The sequence below is a fragment of the Rhodococcus sp. P1Y genome, assembly GCF_003641205.1.
In the GTDB taxonomy this organism is placed as follows: domain Bacteria; phylum Actinomycetota; class Actinomycetes; order Mycobacteriales; family Mycobacteriaceae; genus Rhodococcoides.
Genome location: NZ_CP032762.1, coordinates 1,352,872 through 1,371,658, shown reverse-complemented (window position 1 = coordinate 1,371,658; position 18,787 = coordinate 1,352,872). Strand labels below are relative to the sequence as shown.

The window sequence follows — 18,787 nt, the reverse complement described above, 5'->3', positions numbered from 1 at the left end:
AGCTTGTGAGTGCTGAGTGGCAGTAATTGTTGCGTGTGCACACCGATGAAAGTGTCGGACCGCTCGTTGGAAGCTGGGGGCAGAAGAATTTCAGGCCCCCTCGAAAGGCACACCATGAACGGCAAGATGATGATCCTCGGTCTGGCGCCCTGGGCGCTGTTCGCGATCCTGACGGAAAGAATGGGCGCCGACGCGGTAGGCGTCGCAGCCCTGCTGGCCTGCCTGAGCTCGCTCGGACTTGCGTTGTACGACCGGAGAAAAAGCGCGAGCGGGATCAAGATCATCGACGCGGCAGGCATCATTCTGTTCGGGATCATCGCGGTACTGGGATTCCTCGGCAATGACGGGCTCGATCAATCCCTCGCCGACTTCGGCCGCGGCGGCGCGACGTTCGTTCTGGCCGCGGTCATGGCCGTCTCCGTCGTGACAGTGCCGTTCACCGAGCAATACGCGCGCGACTCGGTGGATCCGCAGTACTGGGGTAGCCCGCAGTTCCGCGCGAAGAACAAGACCATCAGCGCCATGTGGGCAGGTGTCGTGTTTGCCATGGCGTTGTGCCACGTCATCGCAGGTTCGCTGGCGTCTGCGACCGAGATGACCAACAACCACCCAGGGAACTTGCTGCTCAATTGGGTCATACCGATCGTGTTGATCGTGTGGGCCGTCAAGCGCACCGGCCGGATCGCAGGTGATCACTCCTCTGCTCCGAGCGGTGCCGTGACGCAGGATTGAGACGGGTGAAGGTCGTTGGTTTGGCTGCTTCGTGTGGGGATATCCGAATTCGGACAGACCTACGAGAGGACACCGATGCCGGACCAGTACGACAGCACCGACCCCACCACCGCTTTCCCGATGCCCGAGCGCGCCGAACAAGACGAGCTACCCCACCCAGGACTGACTGCGGACCTCGTCAGTGCACCCGATCATGGCGAATCGTCCTATCGAGGTTCCGATCGGTTGCGCGGCCGTAAGGCCCTGGTGACCGGCGGTGACTCGGGAATCGGACGCGCTGTCGCGTTGGCGTTCGCGAGGGAGGGAGCTGACGTCGTCATCGCTCACCTTCCTGCCGAGGCCGCTGATGCCCGGGACACAGTCGAACTGATCGAATCCGCGGGGAGATCGGGTACCGCCGTGGAGTGCGACATCACGAGCGAAGCGGAATGCACTCGCCTCGTCGATGCAGCCGTCGATGCCCTGGGCGGTCTGGACATCCTCGTGAACAACGCGGCCTACCAGATGGCGCAGATGGGCGGAATCGCCGACATCACCGCCGAACAGTTCGATCGAGTACTCAAGACGAACCTCTACGCTCTGTTCTGGATCAGCAAACGCGCTGCGGCCTTGATGACGTCCGGTGCCACGATCATCAACACGACGTCGATCCAGGCGTCGAACCCGTCGCCCGAGTTGCTCGATTACGCGACGACGAAGGCTGGCATCGTTGCCTTCACCAAGGGATTGTCCGGCGATCTCGCATCACGCGGGATACGAGTGAATGCTGTTGCGCCCGGACCTATCTGGACGCCGCTGATCCCAGCAACCATGCCCGCCGAGAAGTACGAGAAGTTCGGCGAGACCGTGCCTCTGGGCCGCCCCGGGCAGCCCGCAGAACTTGCCCCGGCCTACGTATTCCTCGCCTCGGGCGAGTCGAGTTACATCACCGGCGAAACGATCGCGGTGACAGGCGGGACACCAATGAACTGACGCTGACTCGCGCTTGTGCAGTCGAACCTGCACAAGCGCGAAGCCGGCTAGGGCGCTTGTTCGTCTTCTTCGGGTTCGAACGACGATTCGTCGGTGTGTCCCACTGCTACTCCGTCGTCGGTGTCGGGGATAGTTCCATCCTTGCCCAAACCATCGTCGTCGGGACCGGTGTTGCCTTCGTTGACGCTCATCGTGGTGTCTCCTCCGTTGTCGATAACGGTGGTTACCCCAATGGGCGCGCATCGAACCTTTCACGCGGCGTCTCGAGCATCGTGTCTCCGCCGACGACCGAAAGCATGCTTGCGCGCTCCCAGGTTGTTCACAGCTGGCACCCAGGGTAGTCACCGGATCGGCACGCAGTATTGGCAGTACTGAACCACACGTGCCGCATCGAAGGAGCTATCGCAATGACCCGCGTGCCAGAACCGACCAACACCACCGCCGGCCCCACATACGAAGGGCGCTTGCTGGATCGGCCCGAAGAAGATGTCGTCGATCAGGGTGCCGGATTCGACATCAGCACCCTCGTCACCCGTCGGCAAGTACTGGCAGTCGTCGGCGCAGGAGCAGGGGCTTTGGCTCTCGCCGCATGCTCTAGCAGCTCCGACGTCACCACGTCGAGCACCGCATCGAGCACTGCAGCAACGACGGTAGCCACCAGCGAGATCCCCGACGAAACGAACGGCCCGTATCCCGCCGACGGTTCGAACGGAGTCAACGTCTTGGAGGAATCAGGAATCGTCCGCAGCGACATCACCTCCAGCCTCGACGGAGGAACGATCGCCGCCGGAGTCCCGCTCTCGTTCACCTTCACCATCACCGACATTGCGAACGGCAACAGCGCCTTTCAGAACGCAGCTGTCTACATGTGGCACTGCGATGCTGCAGGCCTGTACTCGATGTACTCCGAAGGCGTCGAGGACCAAACCTACCTACGGGGAATACAAGCCACCGATGCCAACGGGACCGCCACGTTCCAGACCATCGTTCCTGCCTGCTACTCCGGTCGCTGGCCCCACATGCACTTCGAGGTCTACCCCGATACGGCCTCGGCAACCAACGCCGACAACGCAATTGCGACATCACAGATTGCCTTCCCCCAGGAGATGCTCGACGATATCTACCAGCTCGACACCTACTCGGGATCGTCCGAAAACCTCGCCCAGATCGGCAGCCTCGACAATGACAACGTCTTCGGCGACGGCTACGACCTGCAGATGGGTACGTATACCGGCGATGCCACCTCCGGTTATGTCGGATCGCTCGCCGTAGCGATCGATCCGACCACCGAACCCACCGCAGGCGCAGCCCCCAGCGACGGCGGACTGGGCGGCGGACCTGGAGGCGGCACCGGTGGCGGTCCAGGCGGACAGCCCCCGATGGGCGGCACTCCCCCCACCAACTGACCTCCTCACACAACCCCCACCACACGAAGGAAAGATCATGCTGCACAACCTCACCGGATGGCACGCCCTCATCGTCCTTGCGATCCTCCTGCTCGTCTTCGGCTCGACCAAGCTCCCGTCCCTCGCCAAAGGTGTCGGTCAGTCCATGCGAATACTCAAAGACGAAGTGCGCGAGGAGAAACTGGAATCACCGCGTGAAACGGGCCCCGCCGCAAGCACGACGACGCCCAGGGTCGACGTCAACGCGACGGTTCCGTACCGCCACGCGTCATGACCGCGGGCACCGCCACGCGAGGGACGATGCCGCTCGCCGGGCATCTACGCGAGGCACGGCGCCGCGCGACACGCGCGGCGGTGTCGCTTCTCGTGGGCGTCGTCATCGGGTTTCTGCTCACCGATCAAATTCTCGACATACTGCGTGCACCCGTCGAGGAACTCGCCCAGTCCCGTCAGGCCAGCCTGAACTACGACACCGTCACCGGGGCATTCGACCTCGAACTGAGAATCGCACTGTTCACGGGTGTGATCGTGTCGAGCCCGGTCTGGCTACGGGAACTGTTCGCCTACTTCACCCCCGGCATGACCCGTCGGGAGAAGAAGTACGTGATCGGATTCTCGGCTGCGGCAGCGCCACTCTTTTCGGCCGGATGTATGTTCGGGTTCGTCGTCTTTCCCCGCATGGTGAGCGTTCTGGCAGGGTTCTCCTCGGACCAGGACAGCACGATTCTCAATGCGTCGTACTACGTCGACTTCGTCATGAAGATCGTCCTGGCCACCGGGATTGCCTTCGTGCTGCCTGCCCTGCTGGTCATGCTCAACTGCCTCGGGATCGTGTCCGCACAGAAACTGCGCAACAGTTGGCGGATCATCGTTGTCGTCATCGCGCTCTTCAGCGCGCTGGTGACACCGGCCGCCGACGTGATGTCCATGTTCATCGTCGCCCTGCCGATGGCGGTGCTCTTCGGCGCTGCCGTCGCCATCACAACCGTGCACGACAGACGAGCACTCGCTTCCCTCCAGAAATGCGGAGCCACATGATGTTCGGACTATCCTTCGAAAAGCTCTTCCTGGTCGCAATCATCGCCGGGTTCGTCCTCGGCCCCCACCGATTGCCGGGGTACGCCCACCAGCTCGCCCAGTATGTCCGCTCGCTACGCAATTTCGTCGAGTCGACGCGGAGCGCTGCCGAACGCGACATGGGAATTCCGTTGCAGCGCACGGAGTGGGGTCGCTGAACCTACGGCAGTACGACCCCCGTCGGATCGTCAGTGACGCGCTCTCCGACGCCACGCCGAAAACCGCGGCATCGAAGGACATGCTCGACGAAGCCAGCCGCATTCGTCCCGGCCAGAAGTACTTGGTGACCGGTCCGTCGTCACACCCCCGCCGGATTCTCATCGATTCACTGCCCGACGACGACCCACGCCGACTGGCAGCCCGAACACTCACGCACGAGGGTGCCTCGGGACTTGACGGCTGATTAGATCAGCGTCAATATAGACGGGTGTCGAATCAAGGATTTTCAGTCGAGTACGTCTCCAGTGGTGAATGCTGTTCGCCGCTGATCCGCGAACCGTTGTCGGTCGATCGGTCGGCCGATTTCGCGCGGATGTTCAAGGCGCTCGGCGATCCGGTTCGCCTTCGGCTGCTCAGCTTGGTCGCGAGCCACGAAGGCGGCGAGGCCTGCGTCTGCGACATCTCACCGCAGTTCGACCTGTCGCAGCCTACGATTTCCCACCACCTCAAAGTGCTGAGGGAAAGCGGACTCCTCGATTGCGAGCGCCGAGGCACCTGGGTGTATTACTGGGTGGTCCCGGAGGCACTGCAACAGCTTTCAACAGTGCTGAACGCCGCAGATCCCGCCTCGGACGGCGCAGCTTTGGTGACCGCATGAGCACAGCGACAAGCCAGCCAGGGGTGGTCGGCAAGCTCTCCACACTCGACCGATTTCTGCCGGTGTGGATCGGTGTCGCCATGGTCGTCGGACTGCTGCTGGGCAGGCTGATCCCCGGCTTGAACGACGCCTTGTCCGCCATTTCTGTCGACGGCGTCTCACTGCCGATCGCGGCAGGCCTGCTGATCATGATGTATCCGGTGTTGGCGAAAGTGCGCTACGACCGGCTCGACAGCGTCACCGGCGACAAGAAGCTCCTGCTCGGGTCGCTGGCGTTGAACTGGATCCTCGGCCCGGCGTTGATGTTCGTCCTGGCCTGGCTTTTCTTACCCGACCTCCCGGAATACCGCACCGGACTGATCATCGTCGGTCTCGCTCGCTGTATCGCGATGGTGATCATCTGGAACGATCTCGCGTGCGGTGATCGTGAGGCCGCCGCCGTGCTGGTCGCGATCAATTCGGTGTTCCAGGTAGTGATGTTCGCCGTGCTCGGGTGGTTCTACCTCTCGGTTCTCCCCGGGTGGCTCGGTTTGGAGCAGACCACCATCGAAGCCTCACCGTGGCAGATCGCCAAATCGGTGTTGATCTTCCTCGGTATCCCGTTGATCGCCGGTTTCGCCTCCCGCTATTTCGGTGAACGTGCCAAGGGCCGAGACTGGTACGAAACGAAATTCATCCCGAAGATCGGGCCGTGGGCGCTCTACGGTCTCCTGTTCACCATCGTCGTTCTCTTTGCGTTGCAGGGAGATCGGATCACCTCCCAACCTCTCGACGTAGTCCGCATCGCGCTGCCGTTGCTCGTCTACTTCGCGGTAATGTGGGGCGGCGGATACGCTCTCGGCGCCGCGATGGGCTTGGGGTACGAGCGGACCACGACTCTGGCATTCACCGCGGCGGGCAACAACTTCGAGCTCGCCATTGCCGTCGCGATCGCCACCTACGGCGCCACCTCCGGGCAAGCCCTCGCCGGTGTCGTCGGACCACTCATCGAGGTTCCAGTCCTCGTCGGCCTGGTCTACGTCTCACTCGCACTACGCAAGCGGTTCCAGCCCGAAAGGACATCCTGATGCCAAGCGTTCTGTTCGTCTGCGTCAAGAACGGCGGTAAGTCACAGATGGCAGCCGGCCTGATGCGCCGAGCCGCGGGCGACTCCGTCGAAGTTCATTCCGCCGGCACCGCACCCGGAGGAGCCGTCAACGCACTGTCGGCACAAGCATTGCTCGAGGTGGGAGTCGACCTCACCGGCGAACGCCCCAAGCCCATCGACCCCGAGTTGCTCGCACGGATGGATCACGTCATCACGCTCGGCAGCGAGGCACAGGTCGAACATGTTCAGGGCCCGACGTTTTCGAACTGGGACACCGACGAGCCGTCCGAACGCGGGATCGACGGCATCGAACGCATGAGACTGGTTCGCGACGACATCGCAGCCCGCGTCGAGGAACTCAACCGTCGGCTAGGCCAGTAACCACCGCCATCGAAAGGACATCCCTACCATGTCCGAGCATCCCGTTGTCGTCGTCGGAGCAGGCCCTGTCGGCCTTGCTGCCGCAGCACATCTGACCGAGCACGCTGTTCCGGTTCTGGTCTTGGAACGCGGATCCTCGGCCGGTTCGGCTGTCGCGCAGTGGAATCACGTGCGGCTGTTCTCCCCGTGGTCGGAAATCGTCGATCCTGCCGCCACGCGCCTCCTGACCGAAGCAGGGTGGACTGCACCCGACAGCGACGGCTACGCCACGGGCCGGGAATGGGTCGAGAACTATCTGACGCCGCTCGCCTCGGTTCTCGGCGACTCGGTGCGCTTCAACTCTGAGGTCATCGGTGTTGCCCGACGCGGACGCGACCGCATCGTCGACGCCGGCCGTGACACCGAACCACTGTCGGTACACGTCCGACGACCCGACGGTACCGAGCAACGCATCCTCGCTCGTGCTGTCATCGACGCGTCGGGCACCTGGGGTTCACCCAATCCGCTCGGCTCCGAGGGACTTCCGGCCGTCGGGGAACGCAAGGCCGCCGAGGAGTTCAGGGGCGCCGAGCGCATCTCCTACCGGGTGCCCGATCTCACCGGCGCCGCGCAGAACCACTACGCCGGCGCGCACATCGTCATCGTCGGGAGCGGCCATTCGGCTCTCACCGCGATCATCGCCTTCGCCGAACTAGCGGCGCGGCACCCCGGCACGAGGTTGACGTGGGCGGTACGCCGCCCGGTCACCGACGCCGTGTTCGGCGGCGGCGCATCGGACGAACTCGCCGCTCGCGGCGCGCTCGGTCTGCGTGCGAAGAAGGCCGTCGACGACGGGGTACTCCAAGTCGTTTCCGGGTTTCGCACCGAAGAGGTGGCGACGGACGGCGACCGACTCACCCTCGTCGGTGATGACGGCACCACCATCGACCACGTCGACCGGGTCGTCGCGCTGACCGGCTTTCGGCCGGACCTGAGCTGGCTCTCCGAGATACGCCTGGACCTCGACTCGACACTGCAGGCACCGAAGGCTTTGGCGCCGTTGATAGATCCGAACATGCACTCCTGCGGAACCGTCTACCCACACGGCGTCGTCGAACTGACCCAACCTGAACCGGGGTTCTATCTCGCTGGAATGAAGAGCTACGGCCGTGCGCCGACCTTCCTTGCGATGACCGGGTACGAGCAAGTACGCAGTATCGCAGCGGAACTGGCGGGTGACCACGAGGGCGCTCGCGCGGTCGAACTGACTCTGCCCGACACGGGAGTCTGCGGCGGCGCGGGCCTCTTCGACGATCCGAACGCCGACACTGCCGTCGTCGGCGGATGTTGCGGCTCGCCGGAACCTGTCGGCATCGGCCTCGGGTCAGGAACTCGCAGCTGAGTCCTGGTCCGCTTCGATGTCCGGGACCGACATGCCCAAATGCTCGATGTGGTAGACCGCCTCGTCGAGAAGCATCGCGACGTGGTTGTCGTACAGGCGGTAGATGACGCTGCGGCCCGAGCGCGCGCCGGTGACCAGACCCATCGCACGCAGCAACCGGAGCTGGTGGGACACCGCGGACTGTTCCATCTCGACGGCGTCCGCGAGATCGTTGACCCCGCTCGGTCCCTGGCGAAGCTGCGTGAGGATGCGTAGCCGACTCGGTGTGGCCAACGCCTGAAGTGTGGCCGCGACCGTCGCAGCGGATTCGGCATCGAGTTGCGCCGGAGGCGTGGTGCGTCCCTCGACTCCATGTCCCATTGGACGATCATAGTTTATGTTCACATGTATAGGTCTTCATGTGATGATGTAGCGTGATGTGGACCTACTCACCGAAGGCCTTCGCATGACCATCACGAGCACTTCCACGTCGCCGGCGCTGACGCACGTCGGCGTCGCCCGAACACGATTGCTCGCAATCGCCGAGGTCAGGTGGGCACTCGCCGCCACCGCACTGTTCGCGCTAGGCGGCGCCGTTCACCTATCCGGTGGACCGACGTGGCTCTTCTGGGCGCTGTACCTGTTCTGCTACGCAGTCGGCGGTTGGGAATCAGCTCTGGAGGGTCTGCGCGCCCTGCGGAACAAAACCCTCGATGTCGACCTACTCATGATCGTTGCTGCACTCGGCGCAGCGGCAATCGGCCAGATTTTCGACGGGGCCCTGCTCATCGTCATCTTCGCGACGTCCGGCGCACTCGAAGCAGTACTGACGAGACGGACCGCCGACTCGGTCCGAAGCCTTCTCGACCTCTCCCCCGACACTGCCGCGGTGCTCGGCCTCGACGGCGGGGAGCATCGAATCGACGCCGCGAACCTGCGTATCGGCGACATATCCATCGTCCGACCCGGAGAGCGCCTTCCCGGCGACGGCACCGTCGTCGACGGCGGCTCCGACATCGATCAATCCTCGATCACAGGCGAGTCCGTCCCTGCGTTCAAGACGGTCGGCGACGAGGTCTTCGCGGGCACGATCAACGGCACCGGCGTGGTGCACGTACGGATCGACGTCGACCCGTCCGACACCGTGATCGCCCGAATCGTGACGATGGTGCAGCGCGCCTCCGAGACCAAGGCGAACAAGCAGCTCTTCATCGAGAAGGTGGAGCAGTACTACTCGACCGGCGTGGTGGTCGCTACGGCCGCGGTGTTCGCGATACCCATGCTCTTCGGCGGCGATCTACAGTCCGCGCTCCTGCGCGCAATGACGTTCATGATCGTCGCATCGCCGTGCGCGGTAGTCCTGGCGACGATGCCTCCACTGCTCGCCGCAATGGCAACCGCCGGACGCAACGGCGTCCTGATCAAATCGGCCGTCGTGATGGAACAGCTCCGACTGACCGACGTAGTGGCCTTCGACAAGACCGGAACGATCACCGAGGGCACACCCCGGGTCGAGCGCGTCGAGGCTCTGAGTGGTTTCGGTCCGGGCGACGTACTCGCACTGGCAGGCGCCGCAGAAACAGGAAGCGAACATCCGGTCGGGGTAGCGATCGTCGACGCCGCCCGCCGCCGAGGGCTATTGATGCCCACCGCGTCGAACTTCGAATCGACACCGGGCGTGGGCGTCCGCGCAACGGTGGCCGGACGAGTGATCAGTGTGTCGAAACCTGCTCGAGGAGGACAACTCGTCGACGAGATCAGGTCGCAGGGAATGACGGCGGTCGTCGTCCACGTGAACGATCGACCGGCAGGGGTGATCGGACTCGTCGACACCACCCGGCCGGACGTCGAGACCGCCGTTGCCGAGGTGGAGCGGGTGACGGGGAACGCCGCCGTCCTGATCACCGGCGACAACTTCTCCGCAGCGCACGACGCAGCCGCGCGGGCCGGGATCACCGACGTGCGCGCCGAGTTGCTGCCGGAGGACAAGGTTGCGGCGGTGCAGCAACTTCGAGGAGACGGCCGGCGGGTTCTCGTCGTCGGCGACGGAATCAACGACGCACCCGCCCTCGCGGCCGCGGACACCGGTGTCGCCATGGGACGCAGGGGTTCCGATCTGGCCCTCGACACGGCCGACGCCGTGCTGGTGCGCGACGAGTTGGCAGCACTGGCGAAGGTTGTCGAGCTGTCGCGTCGCGCTCACCGCATCGTTCTGGCGAACCTCGCGATCGCGGGTACGTTCATCGTCGTCCTCGTTGCCTGGGACCTTGTCGGGACGCTACCGCTACCCATCGGCGTCGCGGGACACGAAAGCTCCACCGTCATCGTCGCATTGAACGGTATGCGTCTGCTGTCCTCGCGTGCCTGGCGTCGGAACTGTGCTGAGATGTAGTCGCACTCGACCTGGCCAAGGAAGGAACCTGTGACCACCGGCCCACCCTTGAAGCGCTCACTGGGTCTCGCGGACGCCGTCGCCATCGGTCTCGGATCGATGATCGGCGCCGGAATCTTCGCTGCGTTCGCACCTGCCGCGGCAGCTGCCGGCGCGGGCCTGGTGATCGGACTCGCGCTTGCAGCCGTCGTCGCGTTCTGCAACGCGACCTCGTCCGCGCAACTGGCCGCCCAGTATCCGACCTCGGGCGGCACCTACGTGTACGGCCGAGAACGGATCGGGCCCTGGACGGGTTTTCTTGCCGGGTGGAGTTTCGTCATCGGCAAGACCGCGAGTTGCGCGGCGATGGCCTTGACCTTCGCATCGTATGCGGCACCAGGATCGTGGTCCAAACCCGTTGCCGTAGCGGCCATCCTGGCCCTTGCTGCCGTGAACTACTTCGGAGTGACGCGAACCGCGGCATTGACGAAAGTCCTCGTCACGATCGTGCTGATTGTGTTGGTGGTGATCACGATCATCGGAATCACAGGCCCACACACCACCGATGCAGTCAGCATCGAATCCGTCTTCACCGGAGGGTGGTACGGGATCTTGCAAGCCGCTGGCCTTCTGTTCTTCGCCTTCGCCGGCTACGCGCGGATCGCTACCCTAGGGGAAGAGGTCGTGCGGCCCGAGCGCACCATTCCGCGCGCAATCGTGATCGCATTGTTCGTGACGCTCGTGGTCTACGTCGTGGTCGCGGTGACCGTCCTACTGAGTCTCGGAAGCGACCGACTCGCGGCCTCGCCGGCGCCGCTCGTCGACGTCGTCACCGTTGCCGGAAGCGCGTGGGCCGCGCCGCTGGTGCGGATCGGAGCGTCCGTTGCCGCGCTGGGCGCCTTGCTCGCACTCGTCGCCGGGATCGGACGCACATCACTGGCCATGGCTCGCAACCATGATCTACCCGATTTCCTCGCCGCGGTGCACCCGAGATACTCGGTACCGCACCGCGCCGAAATTGCTTTGGCACTCGTCGTGAGCGTCATGGTCCTGACGATCGATCTCCGCGACGCGATCGGCTTCTCCTCGTTCGGCGTACTGCTCTACTACCTCGTCGCCAACGTCAGCGCTTATACCCAAACCGCCGACAGTCGTCGTTATCCGAAATCTCTGCAGATACTGGGCGCAGCAGGCTGTCTGCTTCTGGTGGCGACGCTGCCGCCCGCGTCGATCATCGTCGGCGTCGTCGTTCTTGCGGTGGGAGTGAGTTATCGGTTGGTGCGCCTTCGCGCGCTTCGCACGTAAACGCTCACCTGTACCTCGGTTTCAGTGTGTCAGCGCTACCAATTCGGTAGGACCATGGCCAGGAAGGCGATTCCCAGGATCACACCCAGGATGCCGCTTCCGTACGCCAACGCTGCATCATCGCGCGGAGCCGGTTCGCCGAGCAAGAGCGGGCTTCTGTCGGCCCACGCAGCGGCAATCACCGCGAGGATCCCCAACACGACTCCGATGCCCGGCGCCCAGAAACACACAATCGACAATGCACCGACCATCAACGCCGCGTCGGTGTTCTCCGTACGGCTGAATGCCCGACGGTTCCACCACCGTCGCGACTGTCCATCGGTGCGCGCGTCAGGTGCACTCGGTCTATCGGCTGTCGTCGTCATCGTCTGCTCCTCTACTGTCCGGCTGCTGTTCGATGTGGTACTCGCGCAGCATCATTGGTCGTCTTCGTGAGAGGACACGGGCCGGAAAAATTTCTGGAAAAATGTGCACAACCATCTTGGCACTCGGTGGCAGAGAGTGCTAATTTCTTCCTCGCACAGTGATAGAGCACTCAGCCACAGGGGCGGGTGCATCGACAGTTCAGGAGGTGGTTGCTGTGCTTCGCTTCGATCCGTTCCGTGACCTCGACTCCATCACCTCGGCCATGCTGGGGACGTCGAGCGGTTCCGATCGCGCACCCCGTTTCATGCCGATGGACTTGTACAAACTCGACGACCACTACGTCCTGAGCGCCGACCTGCCCGGTGTCGACCCCGGTTCGATCGACGTGGACGTCGATCGCGGCACACTTACCCTCACCGCCCACCGAACCGCGCCCGAAACCGATGGCGTGCAGTGGATTTCTTCCGAGCGATTCGCCGGAACCTATCGCAGGCAGGTGGCACTCGGCGACGGCGTCGACACCGAACGCATTTCCGCGGCCTACGACAACGGCGTCCTGTCGGTCACCATTCCTCTCGCAGAACGCGCCAAGCCGCGCAAGGTCGAAATTCATGCGCGTGAGGCCGGCGACAGTCGAACGATCGAAGCACACACAACCTGACCGGTTGTAGCCCGCTGGTCCTCGGTAGCACGTTCCGTGGCGTGCTACCGAGGACTCGAGCCGCCCATTCGGTTCAGCACGGAGCCAGCACCTGGCAGAATGGAACGCGACATATCGGGATCCTTGAAAGGCGACGAGGAGAATGAACAACTCCGAGCGGGAACACACGGGCGCGCGCTTCGCGTCGCTAGCCTGGGATTTGGCGCAGAACCCAGGTGCGGAACCCACCGCTCAGCGCATCGTCGAGTTGGCAGTGAAAACCATTCTCTGCAACGGCGCCGCAATCACGACTCTTCGTCGTGACAAGACACTGGAGATCATCGCCGGGAGCGATCTGCAGGTGCTGTCGACCGCCGTCGACATCGCGAATCGGACCGGCCAATCGTCGACCAGAGCCGCATTGGAAGCCAAGACGACCATCGTCAACAACGATGTCGAGAACGATCCTCGCTGGGACTCCTATCGGCGATTGATGGTCGCCGACACCCCGATCCGGTCCACTGCCAGTTTTCCTTTGGTGCTGGTCGGCGTCGAACTCGGGGTGATGAGCTTCTACTCGGAGCAGCCGGGTTTCTTCACCCCGGATGTACTCGACGATTGCGCGATCTATGCCGACCATGCCGCCGTGGCACTCAAAGCTGCGCGCGCCGAAGACCGCGGCGATCAGCTTGCCGAGGCAGTAAGTTCCAATCGCGAAATCGGCATCGCCGTCGGAATTGTCATGACCCGCTATTCCGTCACCAAAGACGCAGCCTTCGACATGCTGGTGGTGTCGTCTTCACATTCCAACCGAAAGCTCCGCGACATCGCCGCAGAAACGGTAGGAAGCGGCGACGTCCCTTCCTGGCGCTCGAAACGCGCCTGAAGGTCGAGGTTGGGCTAGTTCTCGCTGCCGTGATGCCGAACGCGTGGGGCAAGTTCAGTGAGCGCCCGGGTCGGTCAGATCACGGCCTTCCTTGGCGTTGACTCGCTTGCGCTCGAGCAGCACGATGGTGAGTCCGGCCGCGAACAGAACTACGGCTGCGACCGATCCGATCAGCACCCATCCGCCGAATCCGTAACCGCCTGCTGTGAGGGTCAACCCCAGTGCAGCCAAGGCCGCACCGATACAGATGTATCCGGGCCAATTGCGGACGTCTTCGAGCGCCTCACCAGCGTGCTCACGTACCGTGTTCGCGCTGTCGGCCGTGTAGTCGTCGTCTCTTACATTGTCCTCGGCCATGCTGTCCTCCTCTGGAGATGGTTGTGGATTCTGGAGAAACTGTCGGTACGCCGGTCAAGAGCCGTCGTCGACGGCCGTACGCCACCAACGGTCTTCGGGGCCCACGGGCGTCGCGCGTTTGTGTCGGGTCTTGTGAAACCACCGCTCGATGGTCGACGCAGCCTCGTCGTCGACAGGGCCTCCCTGGAGGTAGGCATCGATTTGCGCGTAGGTGACGCCGAGAGCTTGCTCGTCCGGCAGCGCGGGTCGGTCGTCTTCGAGGTCCGCTGTGGGAACCTTCGTCCACGTCGATTCAGGTGCATCGAGGTGTCGAAGGAGTTGTGCGCCCTGACTTTTCGTCAAGCCGGACAGGGGGGTGAGGTCGACCCCACCGTCGCCGTACTTGGTGAAGAATCCGGTGACCGCCTCGGCGGCGTGGTCGGTGCCGATCACCAGAAGGTTTTCTTGTCCGGCGAGTGCATACTGAGCGATCATCCGTTCGCGGGCTTTGATGTTGCCGCGTACGAAATCGTCGAGACGATCCGCGCCGAGGGCAGTGGCAGCCGATGATGAAGCCGCGTCAACAGCGTCCCGTATGTCGACGGTGACGATCCGGTCGGGTTCGATGAACTCGAGCGCGGTGGTGGCGTCGGCCTCGTCGGATTGGGTGCCGTAGGGCAGACGCACCGCGACGAAGTAGGCCTGGCCGCCCAGCTCGACCACCTCTGCGACAGCCAACTGGGCGAGCTTCCCGGCAAGGGTGCTGTCCTGGCCCCCACTGATGCCGAGCACAAAACCGGAAGCACCACTGACTCTGAGGTAGTCCGTGAGAAAAGCGACGCGTCGACTGATCTCCTCATCCGGGTCGATCGACGGTTTGACGTGCAATTCGTGCTGAATCGTGACTCGAACAGAAGAAGTCATGCCCAGTTGGTTGCCCGGAGCGGGGCGCTCGGAAACCTGAAGTCGATGCGCTTTTTCAGCCTGTCGCAGGGCGCCCGTCTAGCTGTGGGCACGTATGCGGGCATGACGCAGCAGGCTATCGAGTGCAAAGGAAACCGTTTGCGCGAGAATCTCTTCGGGCTCACCCTGGAAGTGTTTGCGCTCTGCGCTCACGTCCCCACGGTCGTAGATTGCCGCCCACACCGTGCCGGGAGGTTGATCCTCCTGACATTCAGGACCGGCCTCCCCTGTCACGGCAATTGCAAGATGTGCGCCGAGCAAGGAGGCCGTCGATCGGGCCATGGCCGAAGCCGCCTCTTCACTGACGACAGGGCCGTCAGGAACGCTCAGCAGTTCGTGTTTGACGTCCTCGTGATAGGCGACGATCCCGCCTCGATACCACTGGCCCGACGACGGCGCTTTCCCGAGCATCGCGGCCACGTTGCCGGCTGTCAGGGACTCGGCAGTGGCAATGGACAGGTCGTACGTCATCGCAAGTTCGGCAATCTTCTCGCACACCAGCGAAAGATGCGGTTCGGTGGGAATTCGTTGTTCGGGGTCGACGGACATTGCTCGCTCCCAAGTCCAGCGGACCAGTCGTACGCACGGCTGATCGAGGAAATATCGTCGGACGGCTTCGACGACTGACAGTAATGGTCGACTTCCACGCAAACGGGACGACCAAACATCGGATGTCACTGCCCGATAACTACCTGGTTCGCAGTGTCAGGAATCCACTCCCCATTGCATCAGCACGGTGGTGCCGGCATCGGTGTGTCCGATCGAGGAGTCGTCACTCAACGAGGTCATCAGCGGAATTCCGTTGCCACGCAGAGCGTTCACTGTTGGCTCCCGCCAGCGTCCGTGATCACTGACCGCGATCTGCAATAGGCGTTGTGCGTCGGAATAGGCAGCTCGTAAGCTCAATGTCCCGCTGATGTGAGTGTGGGCGTAAGCATGTTCGACCGCATTCGCCATGGCCTCGTACACCGCAAGGACTATGTCGTAGCGCTGGACCTCATCGAACGGGGTCGTTACGAGCCAGTCCGCAAGGGCATGGCGTAGGGCGGCAGCTTGTCCTGCAGTAGCCGGCATGTTGTCGAACGACAATGCAGGCGGACCCGACTCCTCGAAGGAAGACGGTGACACGTCGGGCGCAGATCCGCTCATAGGTCGCTGTTCGCCTCACACTCGTGTCGACGAAGCCCTCGTGGGTCATTCACCCGATAGAGCTGCCGCTGCGGCGTCGAGGTCGGTGTAAATGGCAAACGTCTCACCCAGGCCCATCATCGTCAATGGTCGGCCGGTGGCTGGTCCATCGGCAACGACCGCGAACTGCGAGACATCGGCGACGCGACGGCTCGCTTCGATCAACACAGACATGCCCACCGACGCCAGGAAGGAAACGTCAGTGAGGTCGACGATCAATCCCACCAGCGGGCCGTCGGCTAGGCTTCGCCCATGATCACCGGGTCGGCATTGCGCCACACACGGATCGGTTACCCGGCGCCGTCCTGAGCGCCTCGTGGGCCATCGACGGCCCACCACAAAATGTCGTATTTCATTCTCGGGCTCCTCCTCGTCGTGTCGACTCTCGTGTACCCCTCGACCACAAACAGGAGAAATCATGCCAAGCAGGACCGTCCACATCCATACTTCGAATGGCGACGCCGACGCTTATCTTGCGTTGCCCGACAGCCCCGGACCGCACCCGGGGATTCTGATGTACCCCGACGCTTTCGGTATCCGGCCCGTCCTACGGGACATGGCCCACACACTCGCCGACCACGGCTATTGCGTGCTCGTTCCCAACATCTTCTACCGGCACGGGCCCGCGCCGCTGCTCGAACTACCCGACCACATCGGCGGGGAGAGTCGTTCCGCGCTCGTCGACCAGCTGATGCCTTGGATTCACGAACTCACGGCCGAACGATTCCGCAGCGACGCCGATGCATACCTGGAGTTTCTCGCTGCACAGCCCGAGGTCGCCGCCGGAGCGGTCGGCGCCACGGGTTACTGCATCGGCGGCCTGCTCGCGACGCGTACGGCCTACGCACATCCCAGCCAGGTCGCCGCGGTCGCCGCGTTCCATGGTCCCGTCGGTGCAGACGGAACCGAGGAGTTGGCGAAGATTGCCGCTGACATCCACTTCGGTCACGCAGAAAGCGATCTGACGACCGAGGCGCTGGCCGAATTGAACCGAACTCTCGACGCCTCGGGGGCGAACTACACCTCCGAGATCTATCCCGGCACAGTGCACGGGTTCACCATGCGCGACACCGACGCCTTCGATCCCGCGGGAATGCAGCGCCACTGGGATCGCCTACTCCCTCTTCTGGGAGGTGCCCTGAAAGTCACTTAACTGGACAGTGCCCAAGACATCGCGGCGCCCGCTGTCCATGTCCCCAACATCGGGGGCGAACGAGACGGCGGGCGGGCGATGAGTCCCAGACTGGGATCATGAGCTTGGGAAAGGTTCCATGACGGTCCGTATGCGTGCACTGACGGTGGCTGCGGTCCTGGCACTACTCGCCCCTGGCACGGCCTACGCAGAGGTCCCGGCGGTTCCAGACCCGGCCGATTCACTCCCGGCCGATTTACTGCCCGCCGATTCAGGCCCGCCACTCACCGTCGATCCCGACCTGCTGGAGTCGGCCCTGACCTGCACCACCGATCTCGACGGCGTGACACGAGAGATCCGGTGTTGCTCACGCCTGCGTTCGCGACCGACCAGCAATCGTTCGGATGGAACTATCTCGAGTCATTCCCCGCGCTCGGAATTCCCGTGTGCAGCTTGTCCTTCCCCGACGCCGGCTACACCGACCTGCAGGTCACCGCCGAATACGTCGTCCACGCGGTTCGAACCATGGCCGCCGAGAGCGGACGCACAATCGTCGTGATGGGCCATCAGCACGGACCACTGAACGAGCTCTGGGCGCTGAAGTTCTGGCCCGATCTGGCGCCGCTGGTGTCGGACTTCATCTCGCTGGCAACCCCGTACAACGGCACGGATTCCGCGCGCAACGGGTGCGACCGATCGGGAAAGTGCCCACCTGCCAACTGGCAGATCGCAACCGGGTCCAACTACCTGACGGCTCTGAACTCGAAACCTCTACCCGAGGGGCCCGACTACACCTCGATCTACACCAAGTTCGACGAACTCATCTATCCGCAGCCGCGCGCAAGCACGTTGTCCGGCGCGACGAACATCGCTGTGCAGGATGTGTGCCCCCTGCGCCCGGTGGAGCACTTCACTATTCTCGGCGACAATGTCGCGTACAACATCGTCCTCGACGCTCTGGACCACGACGGTCCGGCCGTGCGATCTCGTATCTCCGACGACCTGTGCTTCACGACGAGCATGCCCGACTCCGGTTACGACGCTGGTTCCGCACTCTCCGGTTTCGACTACTTCTTCGACGTACCCCGTCAATTCCGCGAGCGGTCGGTCACGGCCGAGCCGGAGTTGGCGTCGTACGCGCAGTAGAGGTTCCATGGGCTGACGCTAACCAAAAAGGGTGGGCGCACCGTCGAACGGTGCGCCCACCCCAGATTTTCAGCTGTTGATCAGGTCGTGGCTTCAGCAGCCAGGCGACCGAGTGTGTGCTCGAGCTGATCCTTCGTGACCAGCGGGAACTTGAGCTGTTCGAGCAGCTTCTTGTCGGTGACCTTCGACCAGTCGTACGTGTGGCGGACCAGCGTCTCGTTCGGGCCCTGGGACTCCAACTCCCACAGCCACTCCCACCCGGGAGGCTCGGTGCCCGCGGGCGCTGTCGTCCATGCCAGCAGCTTGTCCTTCGCGTAGCCGGTCACGTGGTTGTCGGTCTTGTACTCGCCGCCGACGTGATCGCCTTCCATGTTCATGGTGAAGACCTCGCCCACCTTCTGAATTCGATCTGCGTGGTCGACACCGCGGATGAATCCGGACCCATCGAGCTTCTGGTGCTGCTCCGGGTTGGACAGGACGTTGAACACAGCATCCACAGGTGCTTCGATGACTCGTTCGACAGTGACCTTCGTTGTGTCGCTCATCCCTCCACCCTGCCTGGACATCATGGCTCCGGCAAGGTTGCCTGGACACAGGCCGTTTCCTATCCATCCTGCCGCCA

The 18,787-nt window shown here is 63.3% G+C and carries 25 protein-coding genes and 1 pseudogene; 17 read left to right on the top strand and 9 right to left on the bottom strand.

The genetic code is table 11. The features are described 5' to 3' along the window. Positions 1-114: 114 nt before the first annotated feature. On the top strand, positions 115-732 hold the full coding sequence (locus D8W71_RS06515; protein ID WP_121111994.1) for a hypothetical protein: 618 nt from the start codon (positions 115-117) through the stop codon (positions 730-732). A gap of 75 nt (positions 733-807) precedes the next feature. Continuing rightward, complete coding sequence (locus D8W71_RS06510; RefSeq protein ID WP_121118712.1) at positions 808-1,704, top strand: glucose 1-dehydrogenase; 897 nt, start codon at positions 808-810, stop codon at positions 1,702-1,704. A gap of 47 nt (positions 1,705-1,751) precedes the next feature. Here the strand turns inward: D8W71_RS06510 and D8W71_RS27555 are convergent, their stop codons facing one another. Then, the gene (locus tag D8W71_RS27555) at positions 1,752-1,895 is read right to left on the bottom strand and encodes a hypothetical protein (RefSeq protein WP_201265283.1); all 144 of its coding nucleotides are present in this window, start codon (positions 1,893-1,895) and stop codon (positions 1,752-1,754) included. A 216-nt stretch (positions 1,896-2,111) separates the two neighbouring features. Between D8W71_RS27555 and D8W71_RS06505 the strand changes: the two genes are divergently transcribed. The 9 genes and pseudogenes from D8W71_RS06505 to D8W71_RS06470 all read left to right on the top strand — a co-directional run. Then, positions 2,112-3,110, top strand: coding sequence for an intradiol ring-cleavage dioxygenase (locus tag D8W71_RS06505; RefSeq protein ID WP_121111992.1), 999 nt, complete (start codon positions 2,112-2,114; stop codon positions 3,108-3,110). A 37-nt stretch (positions 3,111-3,147) separates the two neighbouring features. After that, positions 3,148-3,384 carry a twin-arginine translocase TatA/TatE family subunit gene (locus D8W71_RS06500; protein ID WP_236077744.1) on the top strand — a complete coding sequence of 79 codons (237 nt, stop codon included), beginning with the start codon at positions 3,148-3,150 and terminating at the stop codon, positions 3,382-3,384. After that, positions 3,381-4,148, top strand: a complete 768-nt coding sequence (tatC, locus tag D8W71_RS06495; protein WP_121111990.1) for a twin-arginine translocase subunit TatC — start codon at positions 3,381-3,383, stop codon at positions 4,146-4,148. The genes D8W71_RS06500 and tatC overlap by 4 nt, the downstream gene beginning before the upstream one ends. Further along, complete coding sequence (locus D8W71_RS27865; protein WP_236077743.1) at positions 4,145-4,345, top strand: Sec-independent protein translocase subunit TatA/TatB; 201 nt, start codon at positions 4,145-4,147, stop codon at positions 4,343-4,345. Before tatC ends, D8W71_RS27865 begins: the two co-directional genes overlap by 4 nt. Next, complete coding sequence (locus tag D8W71_RS27860; protein ID WP_236077742.1) at positions 4,333-4,590, top strand: hypothetical protein; 258 nt, start codon at positions 4,333-4,335, stop codon at positions 4,588-4,590. The genes D8W71_RS27865 and D8W71_RS27860 overlap by 13 nt, the downstream gene beginning before the upstream one ends. Before the next feature lie 24 nt (positions 4,591-4,614). Continuing rightward, positions 4,615-5,004 carry an ArsR/SmtB family transcription factor gene (locus D8W71_RS06485; protein WP_121111988.1) on the top strand — a complete coding sequence of 130 codons (390 nt, stop codon included), beginning with the start codon at positions 4,615-4,617 and terminating at the stop codon, positions 5,002-5,004. Continuing rightward, positions 5,001-6,071 carry an ACR3 family arsenite efflux transporter gene (arsB, locus tag D8W71_RS06480; protein ID WP_121111986.1) on the top strand — a complete coding sequence of 357 codons (1,071 nt, stop codon included), beginning with the start codon at positions 5,001-5,003 and terminating at the stop codon, positions 6,069-6,071. The genes D8W71_RS06485 and arsB overlap by 4 nt, the downstream gene beginning before the upstream one ends. Continuing rightward, positions 6,071-6,472, top strand: coding sequence for an arsenate-mycothiol transferase ArsC (locus D8W71_RS06475; RefSeq protein ID WP_121111984.1), 402 nt, complete (start codon positions 6,071-6,073; stop codon positions 6,470-6,472). Before arsB ends, D8W71_RS06475 begins: the two co-directional genes overlap by 1 nt. A 16-nt stretch (positions 6,473-6,488) precedes the next feature. Then, positions 6,489-7,853 (top strand): annotated as a pseudogene (locus D8W71_RS06470) (NAD(P)-binding domain-containing protein); the annotation flags it as partial. Here the strand turns inward: D8W71_RS06470 and D8W71_RS06465 are convergent. Beyond that, positions 7,836-8,213: an ArsR/SmtB family transcription factor gene (locus tag D8W71_RS06465; RefSeq protein ID WP_121111980.1), complete on the bottom strand. Its 378-nt coding sequence runs from the start codon at positions 8,211-8,213 to the stop codon at positions 7,836-7,838. The pseudogene D8W71_RS06470 and the gene D8W71_RS06465 sit on opposite strands and share 18 nt — an antisense overlap. A gap of 85 nt (positions 8,214-8,298) precedes the next feature. Between D8W71_RS06465 and D8W71_RS06460 the strand changes: the two genes are divergently transcribed. Together D8W71_RS06460 and D8W71_RS06455 are read left to right on the top strand one after the other, a co-directional pair. Further along, positions 8,299-10,224, top strand: a complete 1,926-nt coding sequence (locus D8W71_RS06460) for a heavy metal translocating P-type ATPase (RefSeq protein ID WP_201265282.1) — start codon at positions 8,299-8,301, stop codon at positions 10,222-10,224. A 99-nt stretch (positions 10,225-10,323) separates the two neighbouring features. Then, positions 10,324-11,508 (top strand): APC family permease, encoded by a 1,185-nt coding sequence (locus D8W71_RS06455; RefSeq protein WP_442972040.1) that lies wholly within the window; start codon positions 10,324-10,326, stop codon positions 11,506-11,508. A 35-nt stretch (positions 11,509-11,543) separates the two neighbouring features. On the opposite strand, the gene D8W71_RS06450 is transcribed toward D8W71_RS06455, so the two are convergent. Further along, positions 11,544-11,873, bottom strand: a complete 330-nt coding sequence (locus D8W71_RS06450) for a hypothetical protein (protein ID WP_236077741.1) — start codon at positions 11,871-11,873, stop codon at positions 11,544-11,546. A gap of 215 nt (positions 11,874-12,088) precedes the next feature. Between D8W71_RS06450 and D8W71_RS06445 the strand changes: the two genes are divergently transcribed. Together D8W71_RS06445 and D8W71_RS06440 are read left to right on the top strand one after the other, a co-directional pair. Then, positions 12,089-12,535, top strand: a complete 447-nt coding sequence (locus D8W71_RS06445) for an Hsp20/alpha crystallin family protein (RefSeq protein ID WP_121118708.1) — start codon at positions 12,089-12,091, stop codon at positions 12,533-12,535. A gap of 142 nt (positions 12,536-12,677) precedes the next feature. Continuing rightward, complete coding sequence (locus D8W71_RS06440) at positions 12,678-13,400, top strand: GAF and ANTAR domain-containing protein (protein ID WP_121111976.1); 723 nt, start codon at positions 12,678-12,680, stop codon at positions 13,398-13,400. A 54-nt stretch (positions 13,401-13,454) separates the two neighbouring features. On the opposite strand, the gene D8W71_RS06435 is transcribed toward D8W71_RS06440, so the two are convergent. From D8W71_RS06435 to D8W71_RS28235, 5 genes are all read right to left on the bottom strand, one after another. Beyond that, the gene (locus D8W71_RS06435; RefSeq protein ID WP_121111974.1) at positions 13,455-13,757 is read right to left on the bottom strand and encodes a hypothetical protein; all 303 of its coding nucleotides are present in this window, start codon (positions 13,755-13,757) and stop codon (positions 13,455-13,457) included. Between the two features lie 54 nt (positions 13,758-13,811). After that, positions 13,812-14,660 (bottom strand): ammonia-dependent NAD(+) synthetase, encoded by an 849-nt coding sequence (gene nadE / locus D8W71_RS06430; protein WP_121111972.1) that lies wholly within the window; start codon positions 14,658-14,660, stop codon positions 13,812-13,814. 78 nt (positions 14,661-14,738) lie between these two features. Continuing rightward, a complete protein-coding gene (locus D8W71_RS06425) occupies positions 14,739-15,248 on the bottom strand; it encodes a CinA family protein (protein WP_121111970.1) in 510 nt (169 codons plus the stop codon). 156 nt (positions 15,249-15,404) lie between these two features. Then, positions 15,405-15,848, bottom strand: coding sequence for an ATP-binding protein (locus tag D8W71_RS06420; RefSeq protein ID WP_121111968.1), 444 nt, complete (start codon positions 15,846-15,848; stop codon positions 15,405-15,407). 45 nt (positions 15,849-15,893) lie between these two features. Beyond that, entirely contained in the window at positions 15,894-16,307 is a 414-nt protein-coding gene (locus tag D8W71_RS28235) for an STAS domain-containing protein (protein WP_328588817.1), read from the bottom strand. Between D8W71_RS28235 and D8W71_RS06410 the strand changes: the two genes are divergently transcribed. Continuing rightward, positions 16,306-17,040 (top strand): dienelactone hydrolase family protein, encoded by a 735-nt coding sequence (locus tag D8W71_RS06410; RefSeq protein WP_121111964.1) that lies wholly within the window; start codon positions 16,306-16,308, stop codon positions 17,038-17,040. The genes D8W71_RS28235 and D8W71_RS06410 overlap by 2 nt on opposite strands. Positions 17,041-17,379: 339 nt before the next feature. Further along, positions 17,380-18,165 (top strand): lipase, encoded by a 786-nt coding sequence (locus D8W71_RS06405; RefSeq protein WP_201265281.1) that lies wholly within the window; start codon positions 17,380-17,382, stop codon positions 18,163-18,165. A gap of 80 nt (positions 18,166-18,245) precedes the next feature. On the opposite strand, the gene D8W71_RS06400 is transcribed toward D8W71_RS06405, so the two are convergent. Then, positions 18,246-18,710, bottom strand: coding sequence for an SRPBCC family protein (locus D8W71_RS06400; protein WP_121111962.1), 465 nt, complete (start codon positions 18,708-18,710; stop codon positions 18,246-18,248). Between the last annotated feature and the right edge of the window lie 77 nt (positions 18,711-18,787).